The sequence below is a fragment of the Rothia sp. HMSC061E04 genome (assembly GCF_001813685.1).
In the GTDB taxonomy this organism is placed as follows: Bacteria; Actinomycetota; Actinomycetes; order Actinomycetales; family Micrococcaceae; genus Rothia; species Rothia mucilaginosa.
This window is the reverse complement of sequence record NZ_KV813694.1, coordinates 35,908-55,833: the sequence shown is the minus strand read 5'-3', so window position 1 is coordinate 55,833 and position 19,926 is coordinate 35,908. Positions and strand designations below refer to the sequence as shown.

Here is a 19,926-nt window from a genome sequence, read left to right as displayed (position 1 = left end):
TTCTCCTTCTATCAAAGGGTGTAGTGTGTGGTTGGTGCGGCGCACCGGGCAATCAGCCCAGCCCACCGCGGTGCGACCGGTACGGTGTGTACCCGCCGCAAAATCTAAAAGTTCAAACGCATGAGCGATAAGCCCGGGAAGACCGCAAAAATCACCGTCAGCGGCAGGATGAAGAACACCACCGGGGCGAGCATCGCAATCTCCTTCTTACCGGCTGTTTCCATCAGCTCACGCTTAGCGTTATCGCGCACATCCTGAGCCTGCGCACGCAACACATCAGCCAGAGGGGTACCGCGCTCAATCGCAACAGCAATACCCTCAACGAAGCGGCTCAACGCCGGAACGCGAGTACGCTCCGCGAACTCCTGCAGCGCGCTCAGCAGCGAAACACCGGTGCGGGTCTGCGCCAAAATCTCAGAAAACTCACGAGCCAACTCACCGCGAGAGGTCAAACAGATACGCTCCAAAGCCGCCAGCGCCGACTCGCCCGCCGTCACCGACAGAGCCATCATCTCCGCCAGCGCCGGGAACTCAGCAACCAGCTGCTTCTCACGCTTAGTCACCGCCTCGCCCAGCCACCAGTCACGCGCCAGGAAGCCGCTCAAACCGCTCACCAGCACCAGCACAAGAGCCACCAGGATGGAGAAACGCTCCTGCACCACGCCAATGACGGTCAAGGCGCTCATGACGGTCACACCGGCAAGAGCCCACAGCAGCTGCTCAGCACGAAACGCGCTCACACTCTGCGAAGAGCCGGCACGACGCAGACGCTCCTGCACCGAACTATCGCTCAGCGACGAGCCGCTCAATGACGAGGACAGCGAACGCAGAAGCGGCGCGCAGAACGCCGAAATCGCCTCCAGCAGGCTCGGCTCACGGCGCTCCTGCTCCTTCAACAGTGACTCACGCAGAGTCTCACCGCGCAGCTGCGACGCCACACGATCAGAAAACGAAATACTGCGAGTATTCAGTACCGACGAAAGAATCAGACCCACGCCGGTCGCCAACAGCAGACCAAAAATCAGAGGCAGGTTCACCCGAAAACCCTCCGTTCACGCGGCAACTCACCAATACGCAGCATCAGGCGGTACGCCGCCAAAGAGATAGCGGCACCGGCAATCATCAGCATCGCACCGGCAAAGGAGTTATAAACCATGCGCGCGGCAGGCTGAGTCGCCATCAAGCACAACACAAACCAGGGCGCCACACAGGAGAGACGAGCCGCATTCACAGTCCACGACTGGCGAGCCAGAAGCTCCGAACGGGTACGCGCATTCTCACGCAGAAAATCACTCAGCGTGCCCAGCAGCTTACCCAGGTCCGAACCACCCACCTCGCGGGCAATCTTCAACGCCTCAATAATGGTGTCCGCCACCGGGTCAGAGAGGTACTCCTTCAAACGGTTCAGCGACGGCACAAACTCACCCGACGCGCGGTAATCACGCGAGAAATGGGCGAAGGCATCACGCAGCTCTTCCGGGCCGCGGTACGAGAGCTGAATCAGCGCCTCCGGCAGGGACAGACCCGCTCGAATCGCCGAACGCAGGTGGTCCACCGCATCCGGCCACAACTGCCAAATACGGGCATCTGCCGCACGGGCACGATGATTCACAATCACGCGAGGCGCCGCAAAACCACCAATCAGGCCCAGCAGACCCAGCGGCAAAAGCTGAGTAAGCATCAGCAGCAGAACCGACGCGCTCACACCGCTGGCGACGCTCACCCACATGAACGTGCGAGGAGTCAGCGAATGCATACCCGCCTTACGCAACGCCACAACCAGCGCCGGATCGTTACTCGGCTTCGGCGGCTTGCCGTTATCAGGAAAGCAGGAAAGGTAAATCAGGCAGACGCCCAACCCCAAAATCAGGCTCAGAAACAGAGGCATTACTGCCCCGCCTTCGCCGCAGCCAGCACCTGCTCAGGGCGGTGACCGGCACGAACCCAACGGTCCGGGTTCGGCAGCTCCAACGCCACACACATCATCTGACCGTCACGGCGCACAAACAGCGGGGACATCTCAATCACGCCGTCCTCAACGCGGCCGCCCAGCATGCTGATCTCTTCGACCTGGCGCTGACCGCGCGAATCGCGGCCGCAATGCACCACAATGTCAAAGCAGGACGCCACGGTCGGCACCACGAACGCCGAGGAAATATTCTCGCCCGCCAGCAGCGGCAGGGTACAAATCTTGGTCACCGCGTCACGCGCCGAGTTCGCGTGAATCGTGCACATACCCGGCAGACCCGCGTTGAGCGCAATGAGCATATCCAGGGACTCCGCCTCACGCACCTCACCAATGAGGATGCGGTCCGGACGCATACGCAGAGCCTCCTTGACCAGGCGGCGTAGCTCAATCGCACCGGTGCCCTCAAGGTTCGGCTGGCGGCACTGCAGACCCACCACATCGCGTAGCGGAACCGCGAGCTCAAAGATTTCTTCGCACGTAATCACGCGCTCACGCGGCGGAATGGATGCCGACAGGCAGTTCAGCATCGTGGTCTTACCCGCCTGGGTTGCGCCCGAAACGAGGATGTTCATGCCGCTCTCCACCGCCGCGTGTAGCAGGGACGCCGCGCCGGCACTCAGCGAGTTCATGCGCACCAGGTCGGGCAGGCGGCGGGCACGCACCACGAACTTACGAATATTGATGCTCGTGTGCCTGCGAGTAATATCGGGAATTACCGCGTGCAAGCGGGAGCCATCCGGCAGGGATGCATCAACAAACGGGGAGGAAAGGTCCACACGACGGCCCGAAGGCTTGAGCATGCGCTCCAGCAAGCTATTGATCGCCTCGGCGCTCAGGTGCAGACCGGTCAATTCACTTTCGCCGTTACGGGCGATAAAGATTTCGTCAGGAGAGTTGATCCAGATTTCTTCAACGCTCTCATCATCGAGGAACGGCTGAATCACGCCAAAGCCGCAGATTTCATCGTGCAGGCGCTGAATCACGGATTCGCGGTCGCCCAAATCCGGCAGGGAAATGCGGGTGCGTCGCTGTTCGTAATCGGTCAGGTGCTCGTCAATGAGCCCACGCACCGTATGCTGGTCCTCGTGCGGGTCCAGGCTGCGGTGGCGCATTGCCTCACGGATATTCTCCTCGAGCAGAGTTAGATGCTCCGCCCGGGTATCCAGTACGGTGTTCTCCATTGAAATGATCCGATGCTGTGTGTGGTGTGGTTGTGTGGAATACGGTGAAGCATTGATACATCAATGCCACCATCACCCTACCCTCAGCGCATCAAATTTATCAAAATGTAATAAAACGCCCCTTAATATTTACGAGTATAGTATTTGAGCATTTTTGATGCATAGAATTGCACATATTGTTACCCAACGTGCACTAAAATTTCAAAACACCTAGTCAGCTGTGACTTGCAGAATAGTTGCAGGTACACCCCTCGAACCGCTCACCGTCAATCACTGCCATATTGCACTCGGTGCACACGTAACATTTCGTCTTAAAAGCCGTTGCCTCCCCTGCTAAAACGCAAGAACCCTACCCAGCAGCAGCACCTTCCCGGGCACAACTTTCGGGCACAGTAAAGGGGCGTGAACTCCCCCATCGGGAATACACGCCCCCATCACCAGCAATTATCTAGCGGTTAGCCGCCGCCACGAATCACCTTCACGGCTTCCTTAATCGGACCGTCAAAACGCAGGTTACCGTGCTCCAGCACCACGCCGCGGTCACAAATCTTAGACACCAAATCCAGGTCATGGCTCACCACGGCAAGAGTCTTACCAGCAGAGCACAGCTCCTGAATCTTCGCAATACACTTCTTCTGGAACGGCTCATCGCCCACCGCAAGAATCTCATCCACCAGGAAGATATCCGGGTTCGTATGAACCGCAACCGAGAACGCCAGACGCAGGTACATACCCGAAGAGTAGAACTTCACCTCGGTATCGATAAAGTCGTGAATCTCAGCGAAATCCACAATCGAATCGAAGGAAGCCTCAATCTCATCCTTGGTCATACCCAAGATTGCGCCGTTGAGGTACACGTTATCGCGGCCGGTCAGATCCGGGTGGAAACCAGCGCCCACCTCAATCAGACCCGCAATGTTGCCGCGGATGAGAACCTCACCCTCATCGGCGCGCATCACGCCAGAAATCATCTTCAGCAGCGTAGACTTACCCGAGCCGTTCAGACCCAGAAGAGCCACACGCTCACCCTGACGAATGTCCAGGCTCACGCCGTTGAGCGCATTGAACTTCTCCGAAAGATCACCCTTGCGGCCCTTAATCAGCCACACAAAAGCTTCCTTCATCGAACGGGTGTGGCGCAGAACGAAGCGCTTCACCAAATTCTCCACGTGAATCACCACGGGAGCGTCCGGGCTCACCGGCGGGAACTCAAGCTTCTTAATATCCACAGAATCAGAGCTCCTGGGCGAAGTTGCCCTCAAACTTACGGAAGAGCAAATCACCAATCAAAACGGTCAGCAGAGAAATACCAAGGGCAATCGGAGTCCAGAAGCTGAAGAGATGCGGAACCACCTGCGAAGCAGGAAGCGCCAAATCCTCAGGACGGAGCGTCGGATGCCAGAAACCGTAGTGGAACAGTTCCACGGCAACCGTCAACGGGTTAAGCATGAACACGTTGAACACCCAGGGGTACAGGGTGTCACGCACCATGGTCCAGGAGTACAGCACCGGCGAGAACCAGGTAGCCACCATCAGCAGCATGTCCACAATGTTCTCCGAATCGCGGAAGAACACGTTCGCCACACCGAAAATCAGACCCAGACCATAGGACAGCAGCATCACGATGAGCATGCCCGCCAGAATCGATCCAAACGCCAGGAAAGTCGGGGACCAACCCACCAAGAAGCAGGCCAGCAGCATCACAGCAATCTGAGGCACAAAATGCACCAGAGCCACCCACACCGTCGACAGCGAGAATAGCTCACGCGGCAGGTAAATCTTACGAATCAGCGCGCTGTTAACCACCATGGCGCGAGCACCATTACCAAAACCCTCCGAGAAGAAGTTAATGGCAATCATGCCCGAGAACAGGTACACCGCATAGTTGTGCATACCGCGTTCCAAGCCAAGGAACATACCCATGGCAATGTAGAACACCAGGAACTGCACACCCGGCTTAATGTACGACCACAAAATGCCCAGCACCGAGCCGCGGTAGCGGACCTGGATTTCCTTATCGACCAGCAGTCGAAGCAGGTAGCGGTTCTTCACCGCATCCAGGATGCCGCGCCCACGGCCGGGCGCCTTCAGGGGAACAGACTTCAGATCGTTCATCGGGTCAGCTCAGAATCCGTATGCTCGGCGAAGGTCTTAGCCCACACATCGTAGGAGGCAACCTCAGCAGCCTTCGAACGGTACTGCTCACGCAGCTTATCCCAGCCGGTCACCAGCTGAACGTGCAGCTTAGCAGCCTGAGCCAGCTTCGACTTGAGCTGCTCGGGGTCGCGGCGGTACCAGAACAGGCCGGTACCCTCAGCATTAGTCGCCAGAGCCGAATCGAACTTCGACAGGGTCCACCAGTTAGTCTCGCCGTAGTTCAGCTGAATCTGCGGGTGAGCCTTCGCCTCTTCGCTCACCGGCTTGAACAGCTGACGAGCAACAGTCTTCGCGGTCCAGGAAGCAAGCTTCTTGTAACCGGGGGACGCGAAGGAACGGCGACCACGGAACGGAGGCTTCTTCGTCTGGATAGCCGGGAAATCATCCACGTTCGGCTTCACCTGAGACTCCGGGTACTCCTTAGCCATCGCACGAATCACCGGCAGACGCTGCGAGAGCGAGGGGTGCAGGTGATCGGGGCCGGAGAGCAGGTCCTCCAGCGCCATCAGGCGGCCAGCCTCGGTGTAGTACTGCATGGACAGGGTGTGCTTGACGTCCAAGAACAGGGACTCCAGCAGCACGCGGCCACCCTTATCGAAGGGCGAGTGTAGCAGCGCCGTAATGAGGCGGTTGCGCTCGTGGTAGTACGCCTGCCAGCCGACGGAGTCATCCTTATCGGTCCAGGACACGTGCCACACGCCCGCACCGGGGAAGGACACAGTAGAGAAGCCCGCAGCCTTAGCGCGCAGACCGTACTCAGCGTCATCCCACTTCAGGAACAGGGGCAGAGACAGACCGATTTCCTTGATGACGGTGGTCGGGATAAGGCACATCCACCAGCCGTTATAGTCCACGTCCACGCGGCGGTGCAGCCACGGGGTGTTACGCAGGTTGTAGTGGCCCAGGTTGTGGCCCATCGCCATGTCATTGTGCGGCTTAGCGTAGAAGTTACGCCACGGGTCAACAACCTCACCGAACGCGTGCAGGACCGAACGGTCGAACATGTCGAACATGTGCGCACCCACGATGGTGGGTTCCTTGCAGTAGTTCGCGAAGATCACCATACGCAGGATCGACTCAGGCTCAACGATAACGTCGTCATCAAGCAACAGCACGTAATCGGAACCGTTGTTAACAGCCTCAAACATGCCGCGCGAGAAGCCACCGGAACCACCCAGGTTGCCCTGGTTGATAATGCGGAACTTACCGGAGAGGGGCTTGACGACCTCTTCGAAGTCCTCGTGGTCCTGCACCTTCTGGGTGCCCTGATCCACAATCAGGAACTCGTGCACAGCATCGAAAATCTCGGGGCTCTCACCCAGAGCACGAATGTTGTTGATGCAGTACTCTACCTTGTTCATGGTGGTAATCTGCACAGTCGCCTGACCAACCTTCACGTCTGCGCGGGGCTCAATGTCGCCCAGCCAGTTCGCCTCAACCAGCTCAAGGTCGGTGGTGCCAGCCAGGTCGAACCAGTACCAGCCGCCGTCACCGAACGGTGCCAGAGGCAGCGTGAATGTGTTGGTTTCCTCGCCGGAGAGCAGCTTCGCATCCACGCGCTGAATCACGCCACGGCCGTTGGACTTGTACACAATGACCATGCCCTCGCCGCGAGTCTGAACGCTCAGCACGACCTTCTGCAGGTCAGTCCAGCGGCGCCAGTACGAAGCGGGGAACGCATTGAAGTACGTGCCGAAAGACAGGCTCTGACCCGCGTTCACGGTGATGGAGCGACGGCTGTTCAGGCTGTTCGCGGCATCACGGTTCGCGCTGGAGCTCGACACAGACAGACCGGAGGTGTTCATCGCCTCCGCAATAGAGGTGGAAGCGTCACCGTCAATACGGGTGGGCAGCTGAACGCCGGTTGCGACACTCGCGTCCACGTACAGGGGCACGACGTCAGTCTCAACCGCGCTCGGGAAAATAACCCGCTGCAGGTTCTTCAAAGTCTTATCAGCCATGGTTATGCGTCAACACCACCGGACTCGATCTTCGCACCGTTAGCGAAGTGCGGGCGGATCTTGTTGTCAAACATGGACAGTGCAGCGCCGATAGCCATGTGCATATCCAGGTACTTGTAGGTACCCAGGCGGCCGCCGAACAGCACATTGTTCTCGCCCTTAGCCAGGTCGCGGTACGCCAGCAGCTTCTCACGGTCCACGGAGGTGTTGACCGGGTAGTACGGCTCGTCACCCTTGTTCGCGAAGCGAGAGTACTCGCGCATGATGACGGTTGCATCCTTAGTGTAGTCACGCTCGGGGTGGAAGTGACGGAACTCGTGGATGCGGGTGAAGGGAACATCAGCATCGGGGTAGTTCATCACGGAGCAACCCTGGAAGTCCTCAATCGGCAGGACTTCTTCTTCCAGGTCGATGGTACGCCAGGACAGGTCGCCCTCAGCGTAGTCGAAGTAGCGGTCAACCGGGCCGGTGTAGACCACGGGAATCTGACCCAGGACGTTCTCGCGAGAGTACTGGTGACCGGGCTCGAAGAAGTCAGTGTTCAGGTGCACCTCAATGTTCGGGTGCGCCGCCATACGCTCCAGCCACGCTGCGTAGCCGTCAACGGGCAGACCCTCGTACTTGTCGTTGAAGTAGCGGTTGTCGTAGTTGTAGCGAACCGGCAGGCGGGAAATGATGGATGCGGGCAGCTCTTCCGGCGGGGTCTGCCACTGCTTAGCGGTGTAGTGCTTGATGAACGCCTCGTATAGGGGGCGACCAATCAGGGAGATACCCTTATCGTTCAGGTTCTGCGGGTCGGTACCAGCCAGCTCGCCAGCCTGCTCAGCGATGAGCGCCTTTGCCTCTGCGGGAGAGTAAGCTGCGTTGAAGAACTGGTTGATGGTGCCCAGGTTAATCGGCATGGGGTAGACGATGCCGTTGTGGCGGGTGTACACGCGGTGTACGTAGTTGGTGAACTCGGTGAAACGGTTCACGTACTCCCAGACACGCTCGTTGGAGGTGTGGAACAGGTGCGCACCGTAGCGGTGCACCTCAATACCGGTCTGCTTCTCCTTCTCGCTGTATGCGTTACCACCGATGTGGGAACGGCGGTCCAGCAGGGCAACCTTCAGGCCCAGCTCAGTGGCAGCCTGTTCTGCGATGGTCAGACCAAAGAGGCCCGAACCGACTACTACGAGGTCAGCGGTCAATGTTTTCTCCTGTATTATCACGGCGCACCGCCGCTTCTGCGAGGGCGGTATTCACCTACCAGATTGGACACATCCGAGTGTTCTCAGTCGCGCCGCAATCCGCACGGGTAGGGACAAAAAGCCCCACCCGTGATGGATATAGTCATAATCTAAGATACCCGTTTATCATGCCTCACGCATACTTATGACGTGTTTTTAGTGGCTTTTGGGCTATTGTTCGCACACTCTTTCCCCGAGTGAATATTCTTCACGAACCCCGAGGTCAAGCGGGTCTGAGCGAGTTTCTTTTTCTGCAGACTTTGACGTTCCACCAACGGCAAGGAAAGTTGGTTTACGGGTAAATATTCATTGTGAATAGCTATCGCGATTTTGTTGAACCACCAAACGATCGACGGGACAAAGCCGTGAACCAATTCGGATACCAGAGTCTTCTAGGGGCGTCAATGAGGATGCGCAAGCAGGGTCAAACATGGATGTTTCAGCGGGTGCACTGCCGGGCTTTTCGAACGGCAATCTGGGCAGTATATCGGTGAGTTATCCATAGTTTTTTGAAAAACGAGGCGAAAAATTCAAAAAATACGAACATGTTAATTTATATACAGATAATTTATTGAGCTTTAATGCCTTTTAATGTTTTCTGAGGGTATGACTCTCTTCTTTCTTGACCACCACAACACCACTCTCCCCTACCCCCGCGTACTCCGACTCGACGGCGAGGCGGCACCCAACGGGATACAGTTGCGCCCTGGTAGCGCAGGTAGCGCAAACCAGCAGGCTCTAGAGCAGGCGCTCAACCACGCTCTGCAACACCCTGCCGCCGGCACGCACGCTCAGACACAGGAGACTACGTTCCAGCTACGCCCCGTGCACAATAATGACCCCCTCGACGCCACGGGTGCGCCAAACAGCCACATTCCGAACGAATCTCAAACTCCGGGCGCACCCGCCGTCAGCCTCCTGCACATTCTGCGCGGACCCGACGCGGGCGCAACCTTCCCCATCAGCCGCGGCCGAACCAGCCTCGGCAGGGCGGCGCTAACTACCCGCGGAGAAGAACAGCCGCACCACATTCACCTGCAAGACCCCTTCCTCAAGCCGGTGCACGGCAACTTCTACGCCGACAGCTCCGGCATCCGCTGGATCGAGAAACGCCCCGCTGCAAGCGAGGGCAGCGAGAACGCACAGGGCAGTATGAAAGCACAGGGCGGCAAGAAGTCACAGGACGGTAAAAAGGCCCAGAACGCCGAGCCGCGCATCCTGCGCTGGGGCGAGCCTTTCCGCCTCGGCTCCTCACTCTGCATGCTCACTTCCCCCAGCACCGACGGCGAACGCACCGCCACGAAGGCGAGCGCCACCGCTTCCCCCGACTCTTCCAGTGGCGAGCCCGCGCAGATGCTCGCTCCCCTGGGCGATGCCGGAAACCCCTTTGAGCCGGTGGTGGTGAACCCTCCCGCGCCGCGTAAGCTCAAGCAGATTCTGCTGAGCGTGTGCCTGCCGATTGTGGTGGGCCTGATTATTGCGCTGGTGACCGGCATGTGGTTCCTTCTGCTGATGTCTGCGGCGTCTTCGCTGCTGATGCTCCTGCATTTCTTTGGCGGTCGGGCGGAGAACCGTGCCGCATCGCAGCAAACTCATCAGGCGGCACTGCAAGAGAAGAAACGTGCCCTCGCCCTGCCGACCGCGGGCGGCCTGGCAATTTCGGGTCCCTCAGCCCTGCATGATGTCGCCTACCCGGCTATTGTGCTCGGATGCGGTCCCCGCCAGCCCTACCTGCGCGGCCGCAACCTCCCGCTGGGCACTCTGGAGAAACAGGAGGCGCCCCACTATCTTCCGCTACCCACCCCGGCTCTCGGTCACTACCTGAAGCTGGAGGAGGCGCATCTGCGTGCCTACCTGGTGCAACTGGTGGCGGGTTATCCGGGTGCGGTGCATGTTCTGTTGGCGGGTGCTGAAAGCGCTGATCAGCTGCGGACCAATAGTCTCTTGCAGACTCTGGCTGTGGTGCCGGGTGTGAGCGTGCATTGTCTGCCGGGCGTGCAGCAGGAGAAGTATCTGCAGGCCCGGCAGAGCAGCTTGCAGTCGGAGCTTTCCGCTTCTGTTCCGCCGCTGATTCTCATGCCCCAGCAGGCGAGCGCTGTCTACGCTCCCCTGCTGACCGCGCTGAACTCTGGGGCGGTCGCGGAGTCTTCGCAGTCCCGTGCGTTCGCTTCCCCGCGTGAGCAGAAGATGAACGCCCCGGCACTCTGCGTGCTGGGCAGCGCTGAGGGTGATAGCTCCGCCCATGCACCCGGTGCGCTTTTTGGTGCCGCCTGGGTTGAGTGCGCGAGTGAGGGTAGCCACCGTCAGAGCATCCGATACCGTACGCAGGGCTATGCGGCGCCGCCGGTGCAGCCCACCGAGGGTGTCTACCAGGTGCATCCGCTGGCGTGTGAGGGTCTGTGCCAGCACGCCGACGGGCTCAGCGTTGAGGCGTTCTGTGCCGCTCTTGAGAACCTGTACCGCACCGGATGCGAGCAGGAGCAGGGTCCGCTCAGTGAGGCGCAGGTGCACCAGTCGACGCATCTATTCTCTTCCCTGCAGGCGCAGAGCGCGCGGCAGAAGAACCGCACCGATGACATGGCGGTGGAGTCCGTTCTGCAGCGCTGGTCCGCTCAGCGTTACGCCTCCGATATTCGCTGCTACCTGGGTGTTTCTTCGGGTGGCTCACTGAATATTGGTCTGTCTGAACACGGCCCGCACTGGCTGCTCGGTGGCACGACCGGTGCCGGCAAATCGCAGCTGCTGCGTTCGCTGGTGCTCAGCACTGCCCTACGTTACCCGCCCGAGCGCCTCGGCCTGATTCTGGTGGATTTCAAAGGCTCGGCTGGTTTGGGTCCTCTGGCTCAGCTACCGCATGCGCTCAGCGTGTTGAGCAATTTTGATGTGTCCGCGGTGGAGCGTGCGCTCGAATTTTTGCGCGCCGATATTCACCGACGCGAGGTGGATCTGCAGGCGCTCGGCGTGAACTCCTACCGTGACTACCTGGCGTCCTGCCAGGCGGCGGGTACGACTCCGCGCTATCCCGAGCTGCTGATTGTGGTGGATGAGTTCCGCATGCTCATCGATTCCATGCCGGACGCTATGGCTGAGCTGATGCGCATTGCCACGATTGGCCGCTCGCTGGGTCTGCACCTGGTGTTGGCGACTCAGCGTCCGCAGGGTGCTATTTCGCAGGATATTCGCGCCAATATTGCCACGAGCATTTGTCTGCGTGTGGCGAGCGCGCAGGATTCCTATAACCTGCTGGAGCATGAGTCTGCGGCATATATTTCGGCGGCGCATCCGGGTGCCGGGTATGTGCGCCTGCCGGATGGTCGTTCTCTACCGTTCCGCGCCCCGCTGGTGGATGCGGTCCCCTCGAGCAGCGATGCCCGTCCGGTGCAGGTACTGGGTCTTGAGGAGGGCGGCTGGCGTGAGCTGACTGCCACTTCTGCCGTTCAGACGTTGGGCGGTCATGAGGATGAGCTGCTGATTCGTTCGGCACAGCAGATTCGTGCACTTTATGAACGCGAGTACGCACCGAAGAGTCTTCAGAAGAATGCGGCAGTTGAAGATGAGTACTGCCCGATTCCGCCGGAGCTTCCCGAGAGCACCCCGCTACCCGTGGTGGAGGCGCCGGTGAGCGAACCGGTAGCGTACGGCATCGACCCGGCGGCTACCTCTCAGGTTGTAGATTCTCAGGAACCCGCCGGCTCTGGCGCGGCTTCCGAGGGGTATCTGCTGGGCGAGCTGGAGATTGCCCGCTACGGTGTGCGCCGCCCGATCAGCTGGTCGGGTCAGCAGGCTCTGGCGCTGCTGGCTCAGAGTGCCGAACGTGCCCCGATGCTCTACGGTCTTTTAACTCAGGCGTTTGCCACCCGCACGCCAGTTGTTCTGCTGACCTCTGACGGTGCGCTCTACCGCGACCTGGAACCCTACGCCGGTGCCTTTGAAGCGCTCGTGGGTGCCCAGGAACTTTCGCATCTGCGTTTCTGCTTGGAGGAGCTGCGCACCCCGAACCTGTGGGGTACCGAGGGCTCCGCCCGCCCGCTCATTGTCGTGGATGGCCTGGACAGTTGGCTGGAGGCGCTGGTTCGCCAACCCGATACGGAGAACCTACTCTACGACTTGCTCTCGCAGGGGTGCCGTCGCGGCTATTCGGTGATGTTCGCCTCCGCGTTGAACCCGCGCGGTCGTTTCGCCGCTGCGGCGCATTCCACGCTGTTGAGCCGCCGCTTCCTGGACGCCGACCTGATGCGTTCAACGAGCAAGGACTACCCCACCCCGGCGCAGAGCCACTACTGCGTGGAGGGTGCCATTAATGAGGAGCTGATTGGGGATCAGCCGCTGAGCGCGTCGATTCTTTCGCCCTGCGTTGCGGGTTTCCGGGAGCTGGTTCAGGTTCTGCGGGGTAACGCCGCGAGTGCTTCTAACGGGTCGAATACTCGCCCCGGCACTCTTCTGCGGCAGTTCCCCGAGTACTATCGCATGCCCTCGACCGAGTACGTGACCGCCGCCCACGCCGCGTGCAATCCTCAGGGCGCTAAGCTGTTGGTCGCGTTTGACCGCCGGCAGATGCCGGTGTGGTTGAGCGCCCCGGCTGGCGCGGTAGTTCCGGTGCAGGGTTCCCGGTCGGCGGGTAAAACCACCCTGCTGGAGAGCATTGCTCAGCTCAACCCGCAACTCGAAACCCTCGTCCTTGAGGGTTCTGGCGGCACCTCGGGTGATGGCGGTGCTACGGGTGAGCCGCCGAGCGTGGAGCGTACCCGCGCGCTCCTGGATTCGGTGAATGACCCCGCACACACGCTCGTGTTTGTCGATGACCTGCAGTATCTCTCCCCCGCCGTTCAGCAGCTACTTCTGGAGCGTCGAGGTGAGTTCCGCGCCATACTGGTCGCCTACACGCCCTGGCCGAGGCGCGCCTCCTCACCCCTGCTGGCTGCGCTCATGGGATGCTCGCGTGCGCTTCTGCTCGCGCCCGCATCCCTGGCGGATGCCGACATGTGCACGGTGACCGTGCTACCTCTGGATCGGTTCACGCAGGGTGAGCAGCCCGCCGGCCGTCTCGTGGTGGTGGATGGTGCCTCCGTGTGCGCGGCGCAGGTTCCCTGGCACTGGCCACGGCAGCGCAGGCTGTAACAGCTGTGCAGAAGGTGCCGGTAGCGGTCTAGAGCCGACCCTTCTAGAGCCGAGCCGTCTAGGGTTTAGCGGCGCCAGGGGTTTAGCGGCGTCGGCGGCTGTACTTCTCTGATTCTTCGCCCGATGCTTCGGTGACCGCCTCAATATAGCGGCGGCTGCTGGGCATGAGCACGAAGATGAAGGCAACCGCCGCACCAATAACGCCCGCAATCGTGATGACCTGGCCAATGTTCAGGCCGTAAGCACTCACGTTCATAACGAGGGTACTTGCGGTGACCCACAGTGCACAGAGGGTAATCAGAATCATGGGCAGGCGCGAACCGAAGCGGCCGCGGTAAAAACGCAGGCCGAAGTAGGTCATGCCCGCGGCAATGAGCACCTGGAGTACGCCGCCCACAATCGCCTGGGCGGTAGACATTCCGCTGATGATAAAGGGGTAGAGGATACCGCGAATCAGAATGTATGCCGCGAAGACTTCGGTCAGAACGAATGCGTAAATGACGTTGAACGGGCGTGACGTCACGGTGGGCTCCTCATGGGTAGTGTCGGCGGCAGACCGGGGTTTATTTGGTCCGATGTGCTGGTATGTTTCCGATGCGCTGGTGCGTTAGCGGGTGGGCGCTCCCCCGTCTCGGGTTCACCGCCTCGTCGTCGGTACGGTATTTCAGGGGTAGGTACCGCTTTATATTATGCCTGAGGCGCCGCTCACCCAGCCGCCCGCGTCTCGCCTATGAGACACAACTCAGAATATGTGTGTCAGCATGCGATTCCCCACCCTCTCAATTAGACAAAGGTTTGCCTAAGTGATAGATGCCTCAGTGTAATACTGAGATTTTTTAGAGAAAAGTACTTGTCACATCCGCTCCAACATGCGAAAGTTGATAAGTCAATTTTCACCCTAACGCTGGGTGAGCATCCCATCATCGGATGTATTTGACACGCACACAGGAAAATAGATGTGTCTTGCCACCGCGTGAGACCGTAAATCATGAAGGAGGTCCACCGTGGATTGGCGTAGTCGTGCAGCTTGTTTGGACAAGGATCCGGAGCTGTTCTTCCCCGTAGGAAACACCGGACCTGCCCTGTTGCAAATTGAAGAGGCTAAGACTGTCTGCCGCTCTTGCGAGGTTGTAGACGTCTGCCTGAAGTGGGCCATCGAGACCGGCCAGGACTCCGGCGTATGGGGTGGCACCAGTGAAGACGAGCGTCGTGCGATGAAGCGTCGCGCAGCTCGTGCCCGCCGTGCATCCTAACTTCCGGAGTATTCAATAGGGCATCAAAAGCGTGGTGCAGTGATATAAAGTCACTGCACCACGCTTTTGCCATATACAGAACCTATCTAGACAGCAAACTGCCGCCACCCCGTACTCGGGGCGGCGGCAGTTCAATATGTCGTGCGAGAAGGTGGCTAGATGAGCACCGCGGTGATGACCACGCGGGTACCGGTCGGTTCGTTAGCCTCCCAGCGGATCGAGCCGTTCAGCTCGCTCGCCACCAGGGTACGCACAATCTGCATGCCCAGGCCTTCCTTACCGGTCACCGGGCGGTAGGCGTTCGGACCGGACTCTTCAATCTTCTTATCGCCCATGCCCTTACCGTCATCAGTAATCACGACGGTGAGGATGTTCTCACCCTCATCGTTGGTGCCGCGAATACCCTCGAGGGTTACGGTACCGGTCTCACCGTCCAGGCCGTGCTCCACAGCGTTCGCGACAACCTCGTTGATAACCAGCGCCAGAGGGGTAGCGAACTGGCTCGGCAAAGATCCAAAGGAGCCAATCAGTTTGGTAGACACGTGCTGACCGGGGGAAGCAAGCTCAGCGGCAAGGTGGAACTGACGCTCAATCAGCTCGTCAAAGTTGACGTTCTGAGTCAGGCCCTGCGAGAGCGCCTCGTGCACGGTAGCAATCGTTGCCACGCGGCGCATCGCCTGCTCCAGGCCCTGACGTGCCTCATCAGTGGTCATACGGCGCGACTGCAGACGCAGCAGAGCGGACACGGTCTGCAGGTTGTTCTTCACGCGGTGGTGGATTTCGCGGATGGTCGCGTCCTTGGTCATGAGTTCCAGTTCACGGCGGCGCAACTCGGTCACGTCGCGGCAAAGAATCACGGCACCTTCACGCTCGATGCGAGCACGCCTCTGCGCAAGCAGCGGGATGGATCGCATGGTCACGCGGGCACGAGCAATAACCAATTCGGTGCGCAGGTCACTACGACCTGCAAGGACCAACTGCAGAGTTTCATCCGCCTGCTCACCGGCAGGAAGCATCGCACGTGTGACGTCGGCGAGGTTTTGCTTTTCGAGGTAGCCGGTCATGCCCATGCGGTTGTACATGGAGTTCGCGTTCGGGGAAGCGACGACCACACGACCGGAGGGGTCAAGCACAATAATGCCGTCGATCACGCGGGGGTTGCCCTGGGTGTTATTTCCCTGGGCAAGGGGGTCGGGCCACAGGCCGGAGTGCACCATGGAGAGCATGGTGTCAGCAGTATATTCGTAGACCTCGTCACTGATGGAGGGGTAGCCACTGGGTGTGGCAATCTTGTGGCTGGTCAGCAACGCGATGGTGCGGTTGTTGCGCACGATGGGCACAAAGGTTACGTGCACGCGCGGGCGGGAACCAACGCCTTCACCGCTTCCTTCGTCGGTGTAGGTGCTGATGTTCTGGTCAATCCAGACGCGGTAGGCTTCGTCGCGGATTCCGTCTTCCATGTCGTGGTCGATGATGTCGTGGTGGAAGAGGGTTCGGACGTTGGAGGGGCGCACGTGCGCGAAGGCACGGAAAGTACTGGTTTCGCTGGGGCCGGATACGGCGTCCGGGGAGCTACCGTCGGCAACAACGTAGTCGGTGGGGAACCATAGAACCAGGTCACTCTGGGCGATGTCAGAGATGACCTGCCATTCACCCATGATGAGGTGAACGCGTTCAGTGTCGCCGGGACCGAAGTCGCAGGCGCTCATAATTCCTTCTGCAAAAGACATATGTTTGTGTGCTTCCCATGAGTTCGGGTGTGTTCAACCATTTTACGGTGTGTTCGCCGCAAATCCCATTCGAACGGCAATACGTGGAATAGTTTACAGAGCATTTCTTGGAGTGCGCTTTTAATCGCAAATATGACGCAGCGCAATGAGAAGCACCCCTCAGTTGTACAGTGAGGCATTCGCACCACTCCCCCGCCCTCAATATGCGTAAGACGCAGAAACCCGACCTGCCGGCGCCCCCAATTTCGGGACCTTACACCGGTAGGTCGGGTCTTCTTGTGCCCGCTTCTAGCAGACGATAATTTTTACTGCTCTGGCATCACGCTACGCACCGGGTTTGACACTACGAGCCGGGGCGTACCGCGTACATGCCCGCAAGCATCGCTTCGAAGGACTGTACGACCGCATGGCGGGGCGCCACCTCCAGCAGTGCCTCACCGTTGCGGCGCAAACGGTCCATGACCTTCCGCTCGTACGGAATCACTCCGGTGAGCGGAACCGACAGGTAGCGCGCCCAGTTATCGCGCATCTTCGCCTCCGTGTTGAATCCGGCGGCTTCGCGGCGGCTGCGGTTGAGCCAGTACTGCACATCCGTTTCGGGGGCGAAAAGATCCGGGCGCGACTGCACCTCGCGGGCGAGGTTAATCAGACGCGGCAGGCCGATGACGTCCGCTTCGCCGAGCGCAATCACGCGGTCGGAGCAGGCGAGCGCGGTGAGGGTCGCGGCGTTACGGCGCGGTGCCGGGCCGTCAAAGGTCAGTTCCTCGTCGACCTCAATGGGGGCGGCAACATCGCAGATGACCAGGTCATAGCGGTGCTTGAGCCATTCGAGTACCTCGGCGAAGGCCCGGGCGCGAACCTCGGGCCAGCGCGAGGAGGAGGTGATGCCACTCAAGAAGTCGAAGGTGCCGTTTTTGAGGGGCACGCGCTCCATAATGGCGCCGGCTTTCTTCTCGTCGAGCTGGGCACGGTCGGCGTCCGAGCAGAGAATTGCCAGGCCGGAGCCGGTATCTTCGAGCGCCATGAGCGCATCCAGGCTGGGCGCGTAGGTGTCTGCGTCGATGAGACAGACCTGCTGGCCCTGCTGCGCCGCGAGGGCGGCGAGGTTGAAGGCGATGGTGCTTCGACCGGGGGCACCGTGAGTGCCCCAGACGGTCACGATCTTGCCGAGGCGGTGGCCGGGCTGGTAGCGGGAGGGCGCGGCGGGGTCCTGGTTAATGTCCGGGTGCTGAGGCAGGGTGCCGTCGTTGTTCTCGTTCTGCACGTGCAGGGCGTAGTCGCTACCGGGTGCGAAAGAGTCGACGATGGCGGCGGCCTGGCTGAGCACGGATTCCTCGTTGCTGGGCGCAACGTTACTGGGCATAACGGAGGAGGCTTCCGCCGGGTCATGCGCGCCGGGCGCGTTTCCGGCGGGGGCTGCGGGGTCGATTCCGTAGCTTCCGTAGTCGGCGCCGTAGGGCGCGCCGGCGTTTATGGCAGTACCCGCGGCGGGGTCGTAACCGTAGCCGCCCGCCCTATGGCCAGCAGCTCCGTTATCGTAACCGTAGCCGCCGTATCCACTGTCGTAGCCGTAGCCTGCATCGTAACCGTACCCGGCATCCTGACCGTAGGCGGCCTCCGGGCGGTGGGCGACAGGCTGAACGGGCGGCTGAGCCGGAATCTGCGCGGGCACGCCGTAGCCTGCGGCGGGCCGGGCGAGCGCCGCATCCACCGCCTGTTCGAGCGAGCCCAGGATCTCTTCGAGGGCAGCTTCGGGGCGGATGCGGTGCGCCTGCGTGGGCAGCGGCAGGTTGTCCGGGGCGATAACCGCCAGGAGCACTTCGGAGGCGGCGAGCGCATCCACGGTGGAGGCGCTCATTTCGGCGGGCATGTGGGCGCAGAGCAGCACGCGGGCAATGCCTGTGTGCGCCATGCCGACGGCTTCGCTGAAGTCCTGCACAGTACGCGCCACGGAAACGCGGCCGCGCTGGGATTCGATGCGGGTCAAGAGCGAACCGTCATCGCCGTAGAGGATGACGGGGATGTTCACTGGCCCTCCCCGTAGGTGCCGGGGATGAGGCTGATCTTGGAGTCGCTATTGCTTTCCTTGACGAGGGCGGCGAGGGCTTCTTCCTTGACCCACAACTGCACGGTTGCCTTGCCGTTGGCACCAAGCACACCTTCATCGACCGTTACGGCAACGATTTCGGCATTGGTGACGATGGCGCGGGCACCGTTTTCGGTGCGGTTATCACTCTTGGTGTCGGGGTTGCGCGGGCCGGAAGTCCACACGTCCACGCGCTCGCCTGCCTTCAGCGCGGAGGCGGCGGTGCGGTCAATGCTGACAGTGGCGAGGCGGCGCCCCGGGGAGGTTTCGGTACCTACGGATTCTTTGCTGATGAAGTTGCCGGCGGGGATGCGCTGGGTGGCGATTTTGCCGTTCATCTGTGCGGCTTCGGCGCGGGTGAAGTACTTGTCTTTGGCGGAGTCTATGTTCGCTTCGACTCGGGCGAGTTTGTCTTCGGTAATCTTCTCGCCGAGGCGGATTTCGCTTTTGGCGGTGTAGTACTCGGTTTTACTGTTGTTGGCTTGCACGTAGAGCTGCACGCCTGTGATGGAAACGAGCACGAGAAGTACACCGAGGATGAATCGCCAGTCTTTGATGGTGGGCCTTTTGAGACGTTTGGCGTGGGTTTCGGTGAGGGTGGAACGCTTCGTCGCGTTCTGTCGTATGCGCATGATATGGTTGTGCCTTTCGGTGCGGAAGCCGGCGGTGATTCCGGTGTTGTTCAACTGACCGATGAGCGAGTGGTGTGTTTTCGATAGTGCTTTATTTGGTTCTGACACTAGCCCTAACAGCATATTTCATTTAGTACTCTCTCTCAACAAGAGTCGTGTTTATGAAATATTTTTGAGTCTTGCCCCTTTTGAAAGGGTAATTAGATAACTTTTCGGCTCATATAAGGCTTTTTGTGAGCAAATTTCATGGTGATGACATATACTGAAAGTACTCAATAGATGTTCTGTATGGACTCTATACAAAAGGCCGCTAACGGTGGCTAAGGGACCCAGGATTTCACTCACGGAAAGGAATAATTCGATGACTGCACCTCGTTTCCTCACTCTGAGCGACGTTGCTGAGGAGCTGCAGGTTTCGCTTTCGCAGGTGCGTGCTCTGGTGCGCAGCGGCGAACTTCCCGCCATTCAGATTGGTGGACGTAACCAGTGGCGTATTGAACGCTCTCGCTTTGAAGAGTACATTACCGAGCGCCACGAGCAGACTCTGGAGGCGATTGCTTCCGGCAAGCTCACGGCAAAGGCTAAGGTCGATTAGTATTTCGACATGCAC

14 protein-coding genes are annotated in these 19,926 nt (G+C 59.8%); 3 read left to right on the top strand and 11 right to left on the bottom strand.

Annotated features, from left to right (window positions below; all coding sequences use genetic code 11):
• Window positions 1-104: 104 nt before the first annotated feature.
• The 7 genes from HMPREF2927_RS01835 to glf all read right to left on the bottom strand — a co-directional run bounded on the left by HMPREF2927_RS01835 (window position 105) and on the right by glf (window position 8,458).
• The gene (locus tag HMPREF2927_RS01835; RefSeq protein ID WP_049345773.1) at window positions 105-1,037 is read right to left on the bottom strand and encodes a type II secretion system F family protein; all 933 of its coding nucleotides are present in this window, start codon (window positions 1,035-1,037) and stop codon (window positions 105-107) included.
• A complete protein-coding gene (locus HMPREF2927_RS01830; RefSeq protein WP_005505400.1) occupies window positions 1,034-1,888 on the bottom strand; it encodes a type II secretion system F family protein in 855 nt (284 codons plus the stop codon). The genes HMPREF2927_RS01835 and HMPREF2927_RS01830 overlap by 4 nt, the downstream gene beginning before the upstream one ends.
• Window positions 1,888-3,150, bottom strand: a complete 1,263-nt coding sequence (locus HMPREF2927_RS01825; protein ID WP_070685013.1) for a TadA family conjugal transfer-associated ATPase — start codon at window positions 3,148-3,150, stop codon at window positions 1,888-1,890. Before HMPREF2927_RS01825 ends, HMPREF2927_RS01830 begins: the two co-directional genes overlap by 1 nt.
• Window positions 3,151-3,605: 455 nt before the next feature.
• The gene (locus HMPREF2927_RS01820) at window positions 3,606-4,379 is read right to left on the bottom strand and encodes an ABC transporter ATP-binding protein (RefSeq protein WP_070685011.1); all 774 of its coding nucleotides are present in this window, start codon (window positions 4,377-4,379) and stop codon (window positions 3,606-3,608) included.
• Between the two features lie 4 nt (window positions 4,380-4,383).
• A complete protein-coding gene (locus tag HMPREF2927_RS01815) occupies window positions 4,384-5,265 on the bottom strand; it encodes an ABC transporter permease (protein ID WP_070685009.1) in 882 nt (293 codons plus the stop codon).
• Window positions 5,262-7,268: a glycosyltransferase gene (locus HMPREF2927_RS01810; RefSeq protein WP_070685007.1), complete on the bottom strand. Its 2,007-nt coding sequence runs from the start codon at window positions 7,266-7,268 to the stop codon at window positions 5,262-5,264. Before HMPREF2927_RS01810 ends, HMPREF2927_RS01815 begins: the two co-directional genes overlap by 4 nt.
• Window positions 7,269-7,270: 2 nt before the next feature.
• Window positions 7,271-8,458 (bottom strand): UDP-galactopyranose mutase, encoded by a 1,188-nt coding sequence (gene glf / locus HMPREF2927_RS01805; protein ID WP_005508581.1) that lies wholly within the window; start codon window positions 8,456-8,458, stop codon window positions 7,271-7,273.
• 645 nt (window positions 8,459-9,103) lie between these two features.
• On the opposite strand from glf, the gene HMPREF2927_RS01800 reads away from it, so the two are divergent.
• Window positions 9,104-13,615: an FtsK/SpoIIIE domain-containing protein gene (locus HMPREF2927_RS01800; RefSeq protein WP_246827321.1), complete on the top strand. Its 4,512-nt coding sequence runs from the start codon at window positions 9,104-9,106 to the stop codon at window positions 13,613-13,615.
• Between the two features lie 82 nt (window positions 13,616-13,697).
• Here the strand turns inward: HMPREF2927_RS01800 and HMPREF2927_RS01795 are convergent, their stop codons facing one another.
• Window positions 13,698-14,138: an alpha-N-acetylglucosamine transferase gene (locus HMPREF2927_RS01795; RefSeq protein WP_070685004.1), complete on the bottom strand. Its 441-nt coding sequence runs from the start codon at window positions 14,136-14,138 to the stop codon at window positions 13,698-13,700.
• Window positions 14,139-14,619: 481 nt separating this feature from the next.
• On the opposite strand from HMPREF2927_RS01795, the gene HMPREF2927_RS01790 reads away from it, so the two are divergent.
• Complete coding sequence (locus HMPREF2927_RS01790) at window positions 14,620-14,868, top strand: WhiB family transcriptional regulator (RefSeq protein WP_005505386.1); 249 nt, start codon at window positions 14,620-14,622, stop codon at window positions 14,866-14,868.
• 155 nt (window positions 14,869-15,023) lie between these two features.
• On the opposite strand, the gene HMPREF2927_RS01785 is transcribed toward HMPREF2927_RS01790, so the two are convergent.
• From HMPREF2927_RS01785 to HMPREF2927_RS01775, 3 genes are all read right to left on the bottom strand, one after another.
• Complete coding sequence (locus HMPREF2927_RS01785; RefSeq protein ID WP_070685002.1) at window positions 15,024-16,598, bottom strand: sensor histidine kinase; 1,575 nt, start codon at window positions 16,596-16,598, stop codon at window positions 15,024-15,026.
• Between the two features lie 343 nt (window positions 16,599-16,941).
• Window positions 16,942-18,627, bottom strand: coding sequence for a CpaE/TadZ family protein (locus tag HMPREF2927_RS01780; protein WP_070685000.1), 1,686 nt, complete (start codon window positions 18,625-18,627; stop codon window positions 16,942-16,944).
• Window positions 18,624-19,316, bottom strand: a complete 693-nt coding sequence (locus HMPREF2927_RS01775) for an SAF domain-containing protein (protein ID WP_070684998.1) — start codon at window positions 19,314-19,316, stop codon at window positions 18,624-18,626. Before HMPREF2927_RS01775 ends, HMPREF2927_RS01780 begins: the two co-directional genes overlap by 4 nt.
• Window positions 19,317-19,677: 361 nt before the next feature.
• On the opposite strand from HMPREF2927_RS01775, the gene HMPREF2927_RS01770 reads away from it, so the two are divergent.
• Window positions 19,678-19,911: a helix-turn-helix domain-containing protein gene (locus tag HMPREF2927_RS01770; RefSeq protein ID WP_005505378.1), complete on the top strand. Its 234-nt coding sequence runs from the start codon at window positions 19,678-19,680 to the stop codon at window positions 19,909-19,911.
• The last annotated feature ends 15 nt before the right edge of the window (window positions 19,912-19,926 follow it).